This is a genomic window from Streptomyces flaveolus, assembly GCF_014648815.1.
Lineage (GTDB): Bacteria > Actinomycetota > Actinomycetes > Streptomycetales > Streptomycetaceae > Streptomyces > Streptomyces flaveolus.
Map to the genome: position 1 here is coordinate 545,454 of NZ_BMRV01000002.1, position 15,866 is coordinate 561,319.

18 protein-coding genes are annotated in these 15,866 nt (G+C 72.8%); 10 read left to right on the plus strand and 8 right to left on the minus strand.

Annotation, left to right across the window (positions count from 1 at the left end; all coding sequences use genetic code 11):
• Window positions 1-229 precede the first annotated feature (229 nt).
• Window positions 230-1,189 carry a L,D-transpeptidase family protein gene (locus IEZ05_RS06380; RefSeq protein WP_189229224.1) on the plus strand — a complete coding sequence of 320 codons (960 nt, stop codon included), beginning with the start codon at window positions 230-232 and terminating at the stop codon, window positions 1,187-1,189.
• Between the two features lie 204 nt (window positions 1,190-1,393).
• Here the strand turns inward: IEZ05_RS06380 and IEZ05_RS06385 are convergent, their stop codons facing one another.
• The 8 genes from IEZ05_RS06385 to IEZ05_RS06420 form a co-directional block, all read right to left on the minus strand.
• A complete protein-coding gene (locus IEZ05_RS06385) occupies window positions 1,394-2,608 on the minus strand; it encodes a serine/threonine-protein kinase (RefSeq protein WP_189229013.1) in 1,215 nt (404 codons plus the stop codon).
• Window positions 2,608-3,270: an RNA polymerase sigma factor gene (locus tag IEZ05_RS06390; protein ID WP_189229014.1), complete on the minus strand. Its 663-nt coding sequence runs from the start codon at window positions 3,268-3,270 to the stop codon at window positions 2,608-2,610. Before IEZ05_RS06390 ends, IEZ05_RS06385 begins: the two co-directional genes overlap by 1 nt.
• Window positions 3,271-3,634: 364 nt before the next feature.
• Window positions 3,635-4,477 (minus strand): hypothetical protein, encoded by an 843-nt coding sequence (locus tag IEZ05_RS06395; RefSeq protein ID WP_189229015.1) that lies wholly within the window; start codon window positions 4,475-4,477, stop codon window positions 3,635-3,637.
• A gap of 473 nt (window positions 4,478-4,950) precedes the next feature.
• Window positions 4,951-5,568, minus strand: a complete 618-nt coding sequence (locus IEZ05_RS06400; protein WP_189229016.1) for an RNA polymerase sigma factor — start codon at window positions 5,566-5,568, stop codon at window positions 4,951-4,953.
• A 103-nt stretch (window positions 5,569-5,671) separates the two neighbouring features.
• Window positions 5,672-6,106 (minus strand): hypothetical protein, encoded by a 435-nt coding sequence (locus IEZ05_RS06405; RefSeq protein ID WP_373298732.1) that lies wholly within the window; start codon window positions 6,104-6,106, stop codon window positions 5,672-5,674.
• Between the two features lie 170 nt (window positions 6,107-6,276).
• Window positions 6,277-6,846, minus strand: coding sequence for a hypothetical protein (locus tag IEZ05_RS06410; RefSeq protein WP_189229017.1), 570 nt, complete (start codon window positions 6,844-6,846; stop codon window positions 6,277-6,279).
• A gap of 87 nt (window positions 6,847-6,933) precedes the next feature.
• A complete protein-coding gene (locus IEZ05_RS06415; RefSeq protein ID WP_189229018.1) occupies window positions 6,934-7,479 on the minus strand; it encodes a hypothetical protein in 546 nt (181 codons plus the stop codon).
• 108 nt (window positions 7,480-7,587) lie between these two features.
• On the minus strand, window positions 7,588-9,165 hold the full coding sequence (locus IEZ05_RS06420) for a beta-N-acetylhexosaminidase (RefSeq protein ID WP_189229226.1): 1,578 nt from the start codon (window positions 9,163-9,165) through the stop codon (window positions 7,588-7,590).
• A 275-nt stretch (window positions 9,166-9,440) separates the two neighbouring features.
• Here IEZ05_RS06420 and IEZ05_RS06425 point away from each other — a divergent pair, with 275 nt between their 5' ends.
• The 9 genes from IEZ05_RS06425 (at window position 9,441) to IEZ05_RS06465 (ending at window position 15,861) form a co-directional block, all read left to right on the plus strand.
• Window positions 9,441-10,022, plus strand: a complete 582-nt coding sequence (locus IEZ05_RS06425) for a 2-oxo-4-hydroxy-4-carboxy-5-ureidoimidazoline decarboxylase (RefSeq protein WP_189229019.1) — start codon at window positions 9,441-9,443, stop codon at window positions 10,020-10,022.
• A gap of 179 nt (window positions 10,023-10,201) precedes the next feature.
• Window positions 10,202-10,582: a succinate dehydrogenase, cytochrome b556 subunit gene (gene sdhC / locus IEZ05_RS06430; protein WP_189229020.1), complete on the plus strand. Its 381-nt coding sequence runs from the start codon at window positions 10,202-10,204 to the stop codon at window positions 10,580-10,582.
• Window positions 10,583-10,587: 5 nt separating this feature from the next.
• A complete protein-coding gene (locus IEZ05_RS06435) occupies window positions 10,588-11,070 on the plus strand; it encodes a succinate dehydrogenase hydrophobic membrane anchor subunit (protein WP_189229021.1) in 483 nt (160 codons plus the stop codon).
• 19 nt (window positions 11,071-11,089) lie between these two features.
• Window positions 11,090-12,844 (plus strand): succinate dehydrogenase flavoprotein subunit, encoded by a 1,755-nt coding sequence (gene sdhA, locus IEZ05_RS06440; RefSeq protein ID WP_189229022.1) that lies wholly within the window; start codon window positions 11,090-11,092, stop codon window positions 12,842-12,844.
• A complete protein-coding gene (locus tag IEZ05_RS06445; protein WP_189229023.1) occupies window positions 12,844-13,617 on the plus strand; it encodes a succinate dehydrogenase iron-sulfur subunit in 774 nt (257 codons plus the stop codon). The genes sdhA and IEZ05_RS06445 overlap by 1 nt, the downstream gene beginning before the upstream one ends.
• 164 nt (window positions 13,618-13,781) lie before the next feature.
• Window positions 13,782-14,402, plus strand: a complete 621-nt coding sequence (locus IEZ05_RS06450) for a Uma2 family endonuclease (RefSeq protein ID WP_189229024.1) — start codon at window positions 13,782-13,784, stop codon at window positions 14,400-14,402.
• A gap of 41 nt (window positions 14,403-14,443) precedes the next feature.
• Window positions 14,444-14,854 carry a VOC family protein gene (locus IEZ05_RS06455; protein WP_189229025.1) on the plus strand — a complete coding sequence of 137 codons (411 nt, stop codon included), beginning with the start codon at window positions 14,444-14,446 and terminating at the stop codon, window positions 14,852-14,854.
• Window positions 14,855-14,963: 109 nt separating this feature from the next.
• The gene (locus IEZ05_RS06460) at window positions 14,964-15,371 is read left to right on the plus strand and encodes a hypothetical protein (protein WP_189229026.1); all 408 of its coding nucleotides are present in this window, start codon (window positions 14,964-14,966) and stop codon (window positions 15,369-15,371) included.
• A 4-nt stretch (window positions 15,372-15,375) separates the two neighbouring features.
• The gene (locus IEZ05_RS06465; protein WP_189229027.1) at window positions 15,376-15,861 is read left to right on the plus strand and encodes a thiol-disulfide oxidoreductase DCC family protein; all 486 of its coding nucleotides are present in this window, start codon (window positions 15,376-15,378) and stop codon (window positions 15,859-15,861) included.
• Window positions 15,862-15,866: the final 5 nt, after the last annotated feature.

The following is a 15,866-nucleotide window of genomic DNA, read 5'->3' on the forward strand; positions in this document are numbered from 1 at the left end:
CGAACTACCCGTCAGTTACTCGCCAGTACAGACCGACCCTCCGACGGACTGTATCGGCGGGTGTGCGCCCGGGTGGAGGGGCACACGCTGGGACCTTGCTCACAGGCGCGCTGCGGCCCCGGTCACAACGATGCCGCGCCGTTCGCCGCGCGTCATCCGCGGGGAGCATCTCTGGGGGACATCCGTGCGGAACCCTGAGGCGACGGGGACAGTGATGCGTATGAGGGGCATGAGGAGTGCGCGGTACAGGTCGGGCGCGGTCGCGTGCGCCCTGGGCACCGTGCTGGCGGCGGGCGGCTGCACGGTGACGGGCCCCGGCATCGACGGCACGGGCCCACCGGCGCCGGGCGTCGGCGGTACGGGCCGGCCGGCGCCCGGCGTCCACGGTCCTGGGGGCACACCGGCGTCCGGCGTCAACGGCACGGTGCGCTCTCCGGCGCCCGGGACCGACGGTGCGGGGGGTCGCCCGGCCGCACCCGGGGCCGCACCCGCGGTACCGCCCGAGCGCGCCCCGTCCGCCCGCCGGCCGGCCCCCGCGCCGCCCGCCCGCCCCGCGCCACGGGTGCTGTGGAAGCGGGGCGACACGGGCCGCGACGTCCGCGAACTCCAGGCGCGGCTGCGTCAGATCGGCTGGCTCGCCGGCGGGCCGACGGGTACGTACGACGACCGGACCGAGCGCGCGGTGAGCGGCTTCCAGCGCAAGCGCGGGCTGCCCCGGACGGGCCGGACGGACACCGTCACCTGGCAGCGGCTGGTGGCGATGACGCGCGAACCGGGGACATGGCAGCTGTACGCGATGGGCGGGCAGCCGGCCGCCGCACCGGACCCGCGCTGCCTGACGGGGCGGGTGCTGTGCATCAGCAAGTCGAGCCGGACGCTGCGCTGGATGGTCGACGGGCGGACGGTGTCGACGATGGCGGTGCGGTTCGGCTCCCAGTACACGCCGACCCGGGAAGGTGTCTTCCACGTCTACTGGAAGTCCCGGCACCACTTCTCGACGCTCTACCGCGCACCGATGCCGTACGCGATGTTCTTCAGCGGCGGCCAGGCCGTGCACTACTCGTACGACTTCGCCGCCCGCGGTTACGCGGGGGCCTCGCACGGGTGCGTCAACGTGCGGGACGAGAGGGCGATCGCGGACCTGTACGCGCGCGTGCGCAACGGCGACAAGGTCGTCGTGTACCGGTGAGACGGCGCGGTGGCGGATGGGGCGCGGGCGGGACCGGGGGAACGTGTCCCGCCCGCGCCGAGGTGCACGAGCCGTAGGTACGGGGGGAACCCCGGCTCAGTGCAAGAAGCCGATGACCAGTCGGCTCACTCAGTACTGCGCCCCGGCGGCCAAAAGTGTCACACCTACGGCGGGAAAAATTCCGCCCGCTCGCAAAAGTGCAGGTCAGGCGGTATTGCCAAGACCCTGCAGCTCCTGCGGAGCGTACTTCGGCCGCAGGTCCGGCAGGGGCAGCACGGCCGCGGGCGCGCCCGTGGCGTGGGCGGGCCGCAGCGCCGGGGCCCCGTGAGCGCGGGGGGCTATGTGCGGGCCGTCCTCGCCCTCGTCCCCGCCGTCGTCGCCCTGCTTTCCGCCACCCTGCTCGCCGCTGCCGTCCTTTTCACCCTGGCCGCTCTTGCCGCCCTTGCCGCCCTTGTCGCTCTTGCCTTCGTTGCCGTTTTTGCCGTCGTTGCCGTTCTTGCCGTCATTGCCGCTTGTGCCGCCGGCGCTCTTCCGGGGCTCGCCGTCGCCGGCCGCCCCGCCCGGGGCACCCTCCGTGGCCTCCCCGGTGCTGCCCCCGGTCCGGCCCCGGGTCGTGGCACCGGTGCCCGCGAGGACGCTCCGGCAGTACGTGCCCACCCGTGCGGTGCCGCCGGCCGCCTCCGTCAGCGCGCGCCTGCGGGCACCGTCGAGTGCCTTGCCGGCGCTCACGTCACGGCAGGACGTGGCGAGTTCCCGCCGGTGGCCGTCCGCTGCGCCCGACGCCCGGTCGTCGGCGTCGGGGCCGCGGTCGCCGGCCGAGCCGCCGCCCGCCTCGTCGCGCGTGGTCCCGCTGCCGGAGGGGCCGGACGTGGCACCGTCGGGCGTGGGCCCGCCCCGCAGGCCGTCCAGTGGGGTGGGTGAGCCGAGCGGGCGGCCGGGGGTCGCCGCCGCCGAGACGGTGGCGGCGGGGTCCGGGCCGGTACCGCCGAACGGGGTCGGCAGGACTCCGGTTCCGGCCGCGACCGCGACGCCGCCGACCATGCCGGCGGTCAGCGCGGCGGCCAGTCCGAGGCGCAGCGGACGGCCCCAGCGGGCGCGCCCGGCGCCGTCGCGGTGGGGGCCGATGCGGACCAGCCCGGCGTCGGACGGCGTCGTCGCGGTGCCGTGGCCGAGGGCGGCCGGACCGCCGGCCCACTCCGCCGCGTCGTCGGCGCGCGCCTTGCGGAAGGCGGCCAGCGCGGCGGCCTCACCGGGCAGTTCCCCGCTGGTCGGCGCGGGGTACGCCGCCAGCGCGTCCAGGGTTTCGGCGAGCCGTTCGGCCCGGTCCCGGACCGCGGGGTCGACAGCGTTCAGCGACTCTCCGCGCAGCAAGATCTCCGCCGTTTCGCGGTCCAGCCACCCGTCCTGCTCGTCGGCCATCACATGTCCTTCTGCGTCCGCGCACGCGTATGCGTCACAGTCGCGGACGTCACCGCACGGCGGCGCGGTTCTCGCTGGGGCGGCAGGGCGTCGAGCACCCCGGTGGATTCCGGATCGCCGCCGAGCAGTTCGGCCAGGCGCTTCAGACCCCGGTGCGCCGCCGTGCGGACGGCACCGGGGCGCTTGCCCAGCGTCTCGGCCGCGCTCTTGGCGTCGAGGCCGACGACCACGCGCAGGACGACCGCCTCGGCCTGGTCCTGGGGCAGCCGCGCGATGAGGGAGAGGGTGCTGTCGGTGGCCAGGGCCTCGATGGCCTCGCCGGCGGTGTCCGACTCGGCGGGCTTGCCGGTCAGCTCCGTCTCGTCGCCGCCGATCGCCGGCCGGCGTCCGCGCATACGGATGTGGTCCAGCGCGCGGTTGCGGGCGATACGGGCGGCCCAGCCGCGGAACCGGTCCGCGTCACCGTCGAAGCGTTCCAGGTCACGGGCGATCTGCAGCCACGCCTCGGACGCCACGTCCTCGGCGTCCGGATCACCGACCAGCGTCCGCACGTAGGTGAGCAGGCGCGGGTGCACAGCGCGGTACACAGTCCGGAACGCGGTCTCGTCCCCGTCCTGTGCCGCACGCACCGCGGCGGTCAGCTCCGCGTCGTCCCCCAGCACCGAACGCGCCTCTCTTTGCGCCTCAGCCGGCGCCGCTCTCGCGGGCCGGATGCTCGCCGTCGTGGTTCCTCAATGAGTGGTTGCGGTGGTCCACCGCTGCTGTGATGCGGGAAACGTCCCCCGCTGGTCGGCGCGAAAGGCACGTTACGTCTTGAAACCGCCGCTCGTCCATGTCCTCATCGCATTGCCGTACAAGACGCAACTAAGCCGTGACGCGGTGGGGTGTGACAGAAAACGCATCGGCGGCGCTGTAGGGAGTACGGGTCGCCGCGCGGCCCGTGCCGCGCGACGGCCGGGGCCTCTCCTGTGGGGGGTGGCGGCCCCGGCCGTTGCCTTGGCCACCGCCTTCGCCTCCGGCGCGGGGCTACTCGCCCTTGCCGCGGTCCTGGCCCGCCTGCCGGCCGCCATCGGCGTTTCCGTCGGCGCTCTCGCCGCCCTCGGTGCCGTTGCCGGAGGTGCCGGAGTTGCCGGTCGCCTGGGCCGGCCCGTCCGGCCCGCTCCCAGCCGTTCCGGTGTTCCCGGCCGTCCCGGGGTTCCCGGCGGCCCCGCTCCCCGAAGTCCCGTTGCTCTCAGATGTCCCGGTGTTCCCGGTAGCCCCGGTGTTGCCGTCGTTCGCGGTCGCGGGTTCCGTCTGCCGGGTGCGCTGCCGGGCGCAGTACGCCGCGACGTGCCGCTCACCGCCCGCCGCCGCGACGAGCCGCTGCCAGGCCGTGGCGTCCAACGCGCGGCCGCGCCCCTCGACCCGCTCGTAGGCACGGCAGCGGGCCTCGGAGTCCCGGCCGGCGGTCGGGGCGCCGGACGCGGCGGTGGCACCGGAGGGCGGGACGGAGGGCCCCGGCCCGGCGGGGCGGCCGGTGCTGTCCGTACCGGCGGGGGCGGCGGTGGACGCCGGACCGCGGTTCCCGGCGGAGGGAGTGCCCTCGGCGGGGGAACCGCCCGCGTCGCCCGCCCCGATCGCCGCGTACGCGACGCCGCCGAGCGTGAGGCTCGCCAGCACGACGGAGAGGGTGGTCCTCAGGGAGCGGCGCGCGCGTCGCCGCTCCCGGGGCCGCCAGTCGTCGCGGCGGCGGACCCGCGCGGTGCGCCCCGCACGGTGCGCCCCCGCGTCCCGGGCCGCCCGGAAGGCGTCCACCGCCCGTTGCTCACCCTCGGCCCCGAGAGCGCCACCGCGCAGGGCCGCGACGAGCAGCCCCTCGACCACCGCCACGTCGAGGGCGCCCTGGGCATCGGGCTGAGCAGACCGGCGGACCCGGGAACCGCCCTCGCCGCCTCGCGAGACGCCAGAAGTGTCCCAAGCGCCCCGAGCGTCCCGGCCATCGGGCCCGGCAGACCAGTGCCCCTGGGAACCGCCCACCTCGGCCCGCGAGACGCCAGAAGTACCCCCGGCGCCCCGAGCGTCCCGGCCATCGGGCCCGGCAGACCAGTGCCCCTGGGAACCGCCCACCTCGGCCCGCGAGACACCCGAAGCGCCCCCGGCGCCCCGAGCATCCCGGGCATCGGGCCCGGCGGACCGGAGGCCCTCGGACCCGCCGTCACCGGGCCGCGAGACGCCCAACGTGTCCCGGGCGTCCCGGGCGTCTGGGTGGGCAGGACGGTGGCCGTGGCCGCCGTCGCTCCGCTGTGCACCCATGTCCGCTTCCGTTCCCGCTCGGTCCCCCGGGCCGCCGCCGTCGGCGTCCCTCATGTCGACTCCCCCAGCGTCCTGGGCCCCTCATCCGTCACACCGTCGGTGCCCAGCTGCCGGGCCAGCCGCTTCAGCCCCCGGTACGTCGCCGTGCGCACCGCGCCCGGCCGCTTGCCGAGGACGCGCGCGGCCGCGGGGCCGTCGAGGCCGACGACGACGCGCAGCAGCACGGCCTCCGCCTGATCCCGCGGCAGCCCCCGCACCAGGCCCAGGGCGGCCTGGGTGGACAGCGTCTCCAGCGCCTGGTCGTGGGTGGAGTGCGGGCCGGGCAGGTCCAGCACGTCCTGTTCCAGCGCCGACGCCCGGGGCCGCACCTTCTGGCGGCGCAGGTGGTCCAGCGCCCGGTGCCGGGCGATGGTCGCCGTCCAGCCCCGGAAACCGGCCCCGTCGCCGCGGAAGCGCCCCAGGTCGCGGGCGATCTCCAGCCAGGCGTCGGACGCCACGTCCTCGGCGTCGTCCCCGACCAGCCCGCGCAGATAGCCGAGCAGGCCGGGCTGCACGAGCCGGTAGGCGACCGCGAAGGCGGCCTCGTCACCCTCCTGGGCCAGCGCGACGGCCGCGCCCAGTTCCCCGTCGTACGCCTGTACGCGGCGGGGTTCCCCTCCTCGGCCCAAGAAGCGTCCTCGTCCGTACCGGATTGCCGGCGCGCTCGTCGAGCCCGCCCCCAAGGTCATCAGCGTCGGGCCGCACGGAAGTGTCACAGCGAGCGCCTGGGCGTCACCGGCCCGCCGTCGCCTCCCGGCACAGCAGGCGCAGCGACCCGTCGCCGGCGAAGCAGCGGCGGGCCTCGTCGATCGGGTCCCAGAGGCGGCCGTCACGGGTGCGGATCCAGTGGTCGCCGCCGGTCGCCCACCACTCGGCGCCGCTCTCCCGCACGATCACCTCACCGGCGTAGGCGCCGAGCCCGCGCAGGACGGTCTCCACCGCGGCGTAGGGGGCTCCCTCGCCCCGGATGCCGTCGATCATGCGGTCGACGCGCCACAGACTCTGGGGTGAGTAGTCCAGGCGCAGCCGCGCGCCCTCGCGCATCACGGCCACCGTGTCGGCCGCCCACCGCACCGGCCTGGTGGCGGCCCGGGGCCGCTCCACCGCCGGATCGGCACCCGTGGTCCCGGCAGCCGGGGTGGTCGGGACCGTGGTCCCGCTGGTCACCGTCGCTTCGCTGGTCACAGTCGTCACACCCGCAAGAGCGTCGTCCGGCGGCGTTTCGTCACACCGTTTCGCCGGTGGTTCCGCAACCGGCGCAGGACCGCCCCACCTCCCCCACGTCCACCGCACCACCGCCGCGCCGTCCCCGCAGGACGGTCACAGCCCGGCCGGCGTCAGCCGCGTCCGCGCGCCCTGCGGGAGACCACCGCGCGCAGCACCCGGCGTCCCTCCGTGGACACGTCCAGGGCACCCCGCAGCCCGGCCGGGCCGTGGCCCGCGAGCAGCTCCAGGACGGTGACCTGGCGGCGCAGTTCGGCGGCAACCAGCGGCGACGCGCCCCGGGCGGGCTCCTCGCGGCCGGCGTCGGCACCACCGCCGGCTTCCGTGGCGGGGTCGAGGAGCCGGTGGATGCGCAGCGAGGCCACGGAGCAGGCGTCGGCCCAGGCCCGCACCTCGGCGGCCGAGCACCCGGCCGGGGCGGCGGCCAGCATCCGCCGGGCCAGCAGGACGGCCTCGTCCTCGTCGGCCGCGTCGGGCCCGGCGAGCTTGCCGCGGACCTGCTCCCACGCCTGCGCCCAGGCGGGGCCGTCCCCGCTCACGTCCCCGTCGGCGAGGGTCGCCCACAACGGCCGCAGCACGTCGTCGTCGCCGTCCAGCAGGGGCAGGCAGCGGTCCAGACAGGCCAGTCCGCTCGCGGCGAGCCCGCGTGCGTCGGCCTGCGCGATCAGTTCCACCAGACTCATCCGGCGCCTCCTCGTCCCTACCGCCCCGGCCCGCGTTCCGCCACGGAACTCGCACTTCCCCTTACTGCGTGCGACGGCCCGTGAGTGTCACAGCGGCACCACGCCGAGCCGGTCGAGGAAGCGGAAGAAGAGGTCTTCGGCCGTCGGGGCCGCCCCGGACGCGGGGCCCGCGCCGGGAGCCGCGTCGTCCCCCGGATCGGCCGCCAGCACGTCGGCCAGCTCCCCGGCGTCCGCGGTGCGCCCGGCCTCGGCGGCCCAGGCGACGGCGCGCTCGGCGGCGTCGCGGGGCTCGAGGAAGTAGTCCTCCAGCGTGAGCCCCTCGTTCTCGGCGCCGAGGTACCCGGCCATCGCGGCCCGCACCAGACAGGTGGTCCACGCCCCGCTCGCGGGCGCCGCCGCCTCCACGACCACGCAGTCGCTGTCCATGACGTACCCGAACAGCGCGGGCGCGCCGGTCTGCGCGGCCAGGTCGTTCATGTTCCCGACGTCGCCGTCGCCGCCCGGGTACTCCCACACCTGCCACCCGTCCGGCGCGGACAGCCGCAGGGTCATGTCCGCGGCGCCCTCCAGCGCGTCCAGCTCCGCGAGCGGCCGCTCGGCGCGGCCCACGACGAAATACCCCCAGTAGCCCATGTCCCGGCTCCCCCCGGCGTGTCGGTTCGGCTCGCCCAAACATCACCACAGCCGTACGGGAGTTCGCAGCCTTATCGGACAATCCGGCGCTGCCCGGTCGGGCGGGGGTCAGTCGAGCCGGTCGGCCAGCGCCTTGAAGTCCGCCCAGGACAGCTCGGGCTTGCCCGGGTCCCACAGCTTCTGGACCGTCGCCGCCAGCGGCAGCCGGATGCCGGCGGCGACCTGTGCCTGCGTCTGGGCGTTCGGGATGTCGCCCCAGACCGCGAAGCTGCCGCCGAGGATCTGGTCGTCGTACTTCGCGTCGACGGCCGTGGTGCCGCGCAGGACCCGCGGGGTCCACTGCTCGTAGATGCGCCGGCCGGTCGGGTAGACGAAGGTCTGCGGCTCGCCGAGCACGTAGTAGAGGAACTCGTCGTTGTAGTTGAGGACGTCGCGGCCCGCGCTCAGGTACTCCGCCGGCGGGCGGGCGCCGATCTCCTTGCCGGTCCAGTAGGCGACCTTGATGTCCTTCAGGGGTGCGACGGACGTGTCCTTGAAGAAGCCGTCGTTCCAAGCGCGCGGGGTGCGGTCGTGGGCGAGGACGGTCTTGGCGCGGCCGTTGAGCCAGCCGGTGGTCAGGTCGGCGACGGTGCCGCCGGAGCCGTAGGCCTCGCGGGCGGCGGCGGCCAGCGTCGGGTAGGACGCCTCGGGGTCCTGCACCACGAGCGCCTGGTACTCGTCGGCGCCGAGATGGAACTGGGAGCCGGGGAAGAGATCGGCGTACTCGTTCAGCAGGTCGTCGACGATCTCGGCGGCCTCCGGCTTGGAGATGTCGATCGCCCCGCGCGTGGCCGTGCCCCGGACGTTGCGCAGCTGGAGGTCGGGGTGCGCGGCGATCACCGCGCCGAGGTGGCCCGGCGAGTCGATCTCGGGGACGACGGTGATGTGCCGGGAGGCGGCGAGGTCGGTGATCTCCTTGACCTCGGCCTTGGTCAGATGGTCCTGGGAGACGATCTCCGGATGCGAGTCGGACTCGATGCGGAAGGCCTGGTCGTCGGAGAAGTGCAGGCCCAGCTCGTTGTACTTCAGGTCGCCCAGCTCGCGGACCCGGTCCTTGATCCAGTCGGCGTCGTAGTGCTTGCGGGCGATGTCGAGCATGAAGCCGCGCTTGGGCTTGGCCGGCTCGTCCTTCACGACCCCCTCCGGCGCGGTGCCGCCGCCGTCCACCGACTGCTTCAGGGTGCGGGTGCCGTAGAAGACGCCCGCCTCGGCCGGCCCGCTGACGGTCACCCGGCCGTCGCGCACGGTCATGGAGTACGACTCGGGGTTCGCGCCCTTGTCGGCCTTGATCTCCAGCCGCAGGTCCCCGGCGCGGGCGTCGTCCTGCTCACCGGCGTACGTCATCCCCAGCTCGCCGGCCACCAGACGCCCCTCGTCGGCGAGGGACGGGTCGGCGACGACGACCCGGTGACCGGGGCCGGGCTGCCAGCCGGGGCCGCGGGCCGGGGTGTGCTGCCGCACGGCCGGTACGGTCCGCGGCTCCTGGGAGAGGGCGTAGGAGCGGCTGGGGCTGGGCGGGGCGGAGGGGGCGGCGGCCTCGCCGGAGGACCGCGCCGTGGAGCCCGCGGGCCCGCCGTTCCCGTCGCCGTCGGTGGCCCACAGGCCGACTCCCACGCCGAGCGCCGCGACCGCCGCGCCGGCGATCACTGCCCGCTGCCTCACCTTGTGCGCCGGTGTCCGGCGTCCGTGCTGGCTCACAGCGCCAACCTAAGGCCGCCGACTCCATCATGCGTCCACCACATGTTCCGAAACTCTCCCGTTCGAGTGAAATTCGGGCAGCGTACGGACATGCGATGCCCTCTCTCGATAACGTGTCGCCACATATTTCGCACAATCCCCTGCCGACACACACGTGACGCCCACAAGGACCCACGCTGCCTGCGCACCGCCTCCCAGACCTCTCCGGCCGAGTCGCCATACCCGTGCCGGAGCAAACCCGCGCCTCACAGGTCACGCATTCCTCGCTGGAGCGCTTCAACGCGGCCCCCACCGACGAGGCCGTCCGCTCCCTCCTCACCTGCCTGAACAGCCGTGACTGGGCCCGCCGCGTGACCGCCCACCGCCCCTACCCCGACCTCCCGTCCCTCCTGGCGGCGGCCGACGAGGCGGCGTACGACCTGACCCCGCAGGATCTGGCGGAGGCCCTGGCGGCGGAGGCCCTGCCCGCCCTGCCGGAGGACACGTACGCGGCGGCCCACACGGCCCTGAGCGCGGCGACGGCGGCGTACGAGGCCCGCTTCGGACATGTGTTCGTCATTTGCCTGGACGACATGCCGCCGAACGAGGCCCTGGACCACGTGCTCGCAGGCATCCGGTCACGTTTGGCAAACGATCCGGACGAGGAACGGCTGGTCGCGTCCGACGAACTGCGCCGCCTGGCGCGCGGGCGACTGACCCGACAGCTGGGGGCGCGGGGCCCTGACATCAGCGACTCCGCCGCGTGGGCGCGACCGGCCACCGACGACCGGCACCCGGCAAACCACCCAAACCCCCCACTCCAGTAGCCGCCCGCAGCCACCCCACTGCTCCTTTGAGTGCAACTTTGATCACATAGGCAGGCCCCCCGTAAGCACCACAGGCAACCGTCGCTACGATGCTGGGGGCCGGTGGACCGTACCCGGCCGGGCCCGACCGACAAGGAAAGCCGGCGCGGCCCCAATCCCCGCTCCCGGAGGAAACTTCCGTGCCGGCTGGAACGCTGTACCGCGGCCGGGAAGGAATGTGGTCCTGGGTGGCTCACCGAGTCACCGGCGTCCTCATTTTCTTCTTCCTGTTCGTTCACGTGCTGGACACCGCTCTCGTCCGTGTGTCCCCCGAGGCCTACGACACCGTCGTGGCCACGTACAAGACGCCGATCGTCGCGCTTCTGGAGTACGGCCTCGTCGCCGCCATCCTGTTCCACGCGCTCAACGGCCTGCGTGTCATCGCCGTCGACTTCTGGATCAAGGGCGCCCGCTACCAGAAGCAGATGCTCTGGACCGTCGTCGCCGTCTGGGTCCTGCTGATGCTCGGGGCGATCTACCCCGTGCTCGGCCACGCCGCTCGTGAACTGTTCGGGAGCTGACGCGCATGTCCACTACTGAAAAGTCCGCTTCCGGCATCGGCCCCGTCGAGGGTGCCTCCGTCTACACGGTCGACAACCCGGCGCCGCTGATCGAAGCCCCTCGTCAGCGCACGAAGAAGACCCCGAAGTCCACGCGCGGCAACTTCGAGCTGTACGGCTGGCTGTTCATGCGCCTGTCCGGCGTGGTGCTGGTCGTCCTGGTCATCGGGCACCTGCTCATCCAGCTGGTGCTGGACGGCGGCGTCTCGAAGATCGGCTTCGCCTTCGTCGCCGGCCGCTGGGCCTCGCCGTTCTGGCAGGTCTGGGACCTGCTGATGCTCTGGCTCGCGATGCTGCACGGCGCGAACGGCCTGCGCACGGTCATCAACGACTACGCGGAGCGCGCGAACACCCGGCTGTGGCTCAAGGGCCTGCTCTACACCGCCACGGTGTTCACCATCCTGCTGGGCACGCTGGTGATCTTCACCTTCGACCCGAACATCCGCTAGGCACGGGGCTGCGAGAATCATGAAGATCCACAAGTACGACACCGTCATCGTCGGCGCCGGTGGCGCCGGCATGCGCGCGGCCATCGAGTCGACCAAGCGCAGCCGCACCGCCGTCCTGACGAAGCTCTACCCCACCCGCTCCCACACGGGCGCCGCGCAGGGCGGCATGGCCGCCGCGCTGGCCAACGTGGAGGAGGACAACTGGGAGTGGCACACCTTCGACACGGTCAAGGGCGGTGACTACCTGGTCGACCAGGATGCCGCCGAGATCCTGGCGAAGGAGGCCATCGACTCGGTCCTCGACCTGGAGAAGATGGGCCTGCCGTTCAACCGGACCCCGAACGGCACCATCGACCAGCGCCGCTTCGGCGGTCACAGCCGCAACCACGGCGAGGCCCCGGTCCGCCGCTCCTGCTACGCGGCCGACCGCACCGGCCACATGATCCTCCAGACGCTGTACCAGAACTGCGTCAAGGAGGGCGTGGAGTTCTTCAACGAGTTCTACGTCCTGGACCAGCTGATCACCGAGGTCGACGGCGTCAAGAAGTCGGCCGGCGTGGTGGCCTACGAGCTGGCGACCGGCGAGATCCACGTCTTCCAGGCGAAGTCCGTGATCTACGCCTCCGGCGGCACCGGCAAGTTCTTCAAGGTGACGTCGAACGCGCACACGCTGACCGGTGACGGCCAGGCGGCCGTGTACCGGCGCGGGCTGCCGCTGGAGGACATGGAGTTCTTCCAGTTCCACCCGACCGGCATCTGGCGCATGGGCATCCTGCTGACGGAGGGCGCCCGCGGTGAGGGCGGCATCCTCCGCAACAAGGACGGCGAGCGCTTCATGGAGAAGTACGCGCCGGTCATGAAGGACCTCGCGTCCCGTGACGTCGTCTCCCGCTCGATCTACACCGAGATCCGCGAGGGCCGCGGCTGCGGTCCCGAGGGCGACCACGTCTATCTGGACCTCACCCACCTCCCGCCGGAGCAGCTGGACGCCAAGCTGCCCGACATCACGGAGTTCGCGCGGACCTACCTCGGCATCGAGCCCTACACGGACCCGATCCCGATCCAGCCCACCGCGCACTACGCCATGGGCGGCATCCCGACCAACGTCGAGGGTGAGGTCCTCGCGGACAACACCACCGTCGTGCCGGGTCTGTACGCGGCCGGCGAGGTCGCCTGCGTGTCGGTGCACGGCGCCAACCGCCTGGGCACCAACTCGCTGCTGGACATCAACGTCTTCGGCAAGCGGGCCGGCATCGCCGCCGCGGAGTACGCGCAGAAGGCGGACTTCGTCGAGCTGCCGGAGAACCCGGAGTCCCTGGTCGTCGAGCAGATCGAGCGGCTGCGTACCTCCACCGGCAACGAGCGGGTGGCCGAGCTGCGCCGCGAGCTGCAGGAGACCATGGACGCCAACGTCATGGTGTTCCGCACCGAGCAGACGATCAAGACGGCCGTCGAGAAGATCGCCGAACTGCGCGCGCGCTACAAGAACGTGGCCATCCAGGACAAGGGCAAGCGGTTCAACACCGACCTGCTGGAGGCCGTCGAGCTGGGCAACCTGCTCGACCTGGCCGAGGTCATGGCGGTCTCCGCGCTCGCCCGCAAGGAGTCCCGCGGCGGTCACTACCGCGAGGACTACCCCAACCGCGACGACGTCAACTTCATGCGCCACACCATGGCGTACCGCGAGGTGGGCGACGACGGCGCCGAGTCCATCCGTCTGGACTACAAGCCGGTCGTCCAGACCCGCTACCAGCCGATGGAGCGTAAGTACTGATGGCTACCCCTGTCATGGAGAAGAGCGACAAGGCCCCCGAGCCCGGTTTCGCCGACTCCCCCTACATCACCGTCACCATGCGGGTCCGCCGGTTCAACCCGGAGGTCTCGGCGGAGGCGACCTGGCAGGACTTCCAGCTGGAGATCGACCCGAAGGAGCGCGTCCTCGACGCCCTTCACAAGATCAAGTGGGACCTGGACGGCACGCTGACCTTCCGTCGTTCCTGCGCCCACGGCATCTGCGGGTCCGACGCCATGCGGATCAACGGCAAGAACCGGCTGGCCTGCAAGACGCTGATCAAGGACATCAGCCCCGAGAAGCCGATCACGGTCGAGCCCATCAAGGGCCTGACGGTCCTCAAGGACCTGGTCGTCGACATGGAGCCGTTCTTCCAGGCGTACCGGGACGTGATGCCCTTCCTGATCACGAAGGACATCAACGAGCCGACGCGTGAGCGCCTGCAGTCCGCCGAGGACCGCGAGCGCTTCGACGACACGACGAAGTGCATCCTGTGCGCCGCCTGCACGTCCTCGTGCCCGGTGTTCTGGAACGACGGCCAGTACTTCGGCCCGGCCGCGATCGTGAACGCCCACCGCTTCATCTTCGACTCGCGTGACGAGGCCGGGGAGCAGCGGCTGGAGATCCTCAACGACCGCGACGGCGTCTGGCGCTGCCGCACGACCTTCAACTGCACGGACGCCTGCCCGCGCGGCATCGAGGTCACCAAGGCGATCGCGGAGGTGAAGCGGGCGCTGATCACGCGCCGCTTCTGACGTCCGCCGGTTCGCCGCCGTAGGCCGGTGAGGGCCCCGTTTCCCCTGGAAACGGGGCCCTCTGGCATATGCCACACGATCGGGTGAAGGGGCGATGAAGGGCCTCGCGGGCCCGGTCCGGCCTACGATGATGGTCTCGACACCAGCCCCCTAGGAGGCACGCGATGTCCGCAGCATCCGTCGAGCTGCCCCACGGCGACCTTCCGCTGATCGCGGAAGCGAACCGCCTCATGGACCGCAATCCGGGCTACCGCGTCGAGATCATCGGAGGCCAGCTCCTCGTGACCCCGCCACCGGACGGCCCGCACTCCCGCGCCCTGACCAAACTCATGCGCCCGTTCATCGCGGCGGGCCTTGACGACGGCGAAACCGAAGTGCGCCAGGGCATCGGTCTCTGGCTGACCACCGACGCCGAGGACTACGCGATTCCCGACCTGGCGATCGTGGACGCCGACGTCGACGACCACCTCGTCGAGAACAACTGCTACGACCCGGTCTGCTTCCGCCTCGTCCTGGAGGTCACCTCCAGCAACTGGAAGAACGACCTGAAGGCCAAGGTCACCGCCTACGCCGCCGCCATGGTCCCCGTCTACGTGATCGTCGACCGCAAGCACCAGCGCCTGCACGTCCTCACCGACCCCGACTGCGCCGACTACTCCACCCACCGCGTCCACTCCCCCGGTGAGACCGTCACCCTCCCCGGCTCCCTCGGTGCCGAGGTCACCCTGGACGTCGCCGAGATCCTTGCCGCCGGACGGCCTAAGCGCGCACCCGACGAGGGCTGACAATCAGCCGTTCCGGGCGATGACCGTCCTAGCCTGACTCCATGTCAGATGACGAGTCGTACGAACTGCTCGGGTTCGACAACGTGCTGCTGCCCGTCGGTGACCTCGGTGAGGCCGTCGGGTTCTACGAGCGGGCCGGCTTCCCCGTGGCCTTCCGGCTCGACGAGGCCGGGATCGCGCTGCTGAAGGTCGGCGGAGAGACACCGGGCGTCCTGCTGCGGGCCGAGGAGGAGTTCGGGCGGCGCCCGCCGCTGTGGCCCTCCGCGCGGGTGTGGCTGGAGGTTCCCGACGCCCGTACGGCCGCCGGGGCGCTGCGCGAGGCGGGCATCACGCCGCTCGACGAGCCGTTCCCCGTCGCCACCGGCTGGACCGTCGAGTTCGCCGACCCCTGGGGCAACGTCATCGGCCTGACCGATTACTCCAAGCGTCCCGAGCTCGGCCGCCGGCCGTAAGCGCCGGTCCCGTGACGCGGACCACTCCACCCTCGAGTTGAACACGTTCAAAAGCAGGTCTACAGTCAACCCTGTCAGCGTTTTGAACGCGTTCAAGAAGGGGTGGGGCATGGACCGCACCGTCATCGCCTACGTCATCTACCTGGTCGTCAGCATCGGTCTGACCGTCTGGGTGGCCCGCACGCTCAGCCGCAACGGGCGGGTCTTCCTCGCCGACGTCCTGCACGGCAACGAGAAGCTCGCCGACGCCGTCAACCACCTCCTGGTGGTCGGCTTCTACCTCGTCAACCTCGGCTTCGTGGCCCTCTACCTGAGCGACGACGAGACCATCACCGACACCCGCGGCATCTTCGAGGCGCTGTCGACCAAGGTGGGCGTGGTGCTGCTGGTGCTCGGCGTGATGCACCTGGGCAACGTGTACGTGCTCAACAAGATCCGGCGGCGCGGCCTGATGGAGCGGGAGCAGGTGCCGCCGGTCCCGCCGCAGGGCTGGGTGGCCCCGACGGCCGGGGCCTGAGCCGATGGCTCCCGCTCCCGGGACGGCCGGCGCCCCCGTGCGCCGGCTCACCGTCCTCTACGACGCCGAATGCTCCCTGTGCGCCCACGTGCGGGACTGGCTGCTGCGCCAGGCCCGGCTGGTGCCGCTGGACCTGGTCCCGGCCGGATCGGACGAGGCCCGGCGGCGGTTCCCCGGCCTCGACCACGGCGCCTCCCTCGACGAGGTCACCGCCGTCGGTGACGCCGGGCAGGTCTACCGGGGCGCCGCCGCCTGGATCGTCGTCCTGTGGGCGCTGCGCAAGTACCGCAGGCTCGCCCACCGGCTCAGCACGCCCACCGGGGCGCGGCTGGCCCGCGGAGCCGTCCTGGCCGCCGCCAAGTGGCGGGACGGGCAGAAGCGGTGGGGCGGCAACGGGTACCGCCGCGCCGACGGGTGGGCCTACGAGCCGGGGCTCGGCTGGCTGTACACCGGACCGGGCTGCGACGACGGCGCCTGCGTCACTCGTTAGGCTCT

Coding starts and splice junctions, on each gene's coding strand:
- IEZ05_RS06450 (WP_189229024.1), top strand. CDS start 13,782: ATGTCCGCAGCATCCGTCGAGCTGCCCCACGGCGACCTTCCGCTGATC.
- IEZ05_RS06455 (WP_189229025.1), top strand. CDS start 14,444: ATGTCAGATGACGAGTCGTACGAACTGCTCGGGTTCGACAACGTGCTG.
- IEZ05_RS06380 (WP_189229224.1), top strand. CDS start 230: ATGAGGAGTGCGCGGTACAGGTCGGGCGCGGTCGCGTGCGCCCTGGGC.
- sdhA (WP_189229022.1), top strand. CDS start 11,090: ATGAAGATCCACAAGTACGACACCGTCATCGTCGGCGCCGGTGGCGCC.
- IEZ05_RS06435 (WP_189229021.1), top strand. CDS start 10,588: ATGTCCACTACTGAAAAGTCCGCTTCCGGCATCGGCCCCGTCGAGGGT.
- IEZ05_RS06410 (WP_189229017.1), bottom strand. CDS start 6,846: ATGAGTCTGGTGGAACTGATCGCGCAGGCCGACGCACGCGGGCTCGCC.
- IEZ05_RS06465 (WP_189229027.1), top strand. CDS start 15,376: ATGGCTCCCGCTCCCGGGACGGCCGGCGCCCCCGTGCGCCGGCTCACC.
- IEZ05_RS06385 (WP_189229013.1), bottom strand. CDS start 2,608: ATGGCCGACGAGCAGGACGGGTGGCTGGACCGCGAAACGGCGGAGATC.
- IEZ05_RS06460 (WP_189229026.1), top strand. CDS start 14,964: ATGGACCGCACCGTCATCGCCTACGTCATCTACCTGGTCGTCAGCATC.
- IEZ05_RS06445 (WP_189229023.1), top strand. CDS start 12,844: ATGGCTACCCCTGTCATGGAGAAGAGCGACAAGGCCCCCGAGCCCGGT.
- IEZ05_RS06415 (WP_189229018.1), bottom strand. CDS start 7,479: ATGGGCTACTGGGGGTATTTCGTCGTGGGCCGCGCCGAGCGGCCGCTC.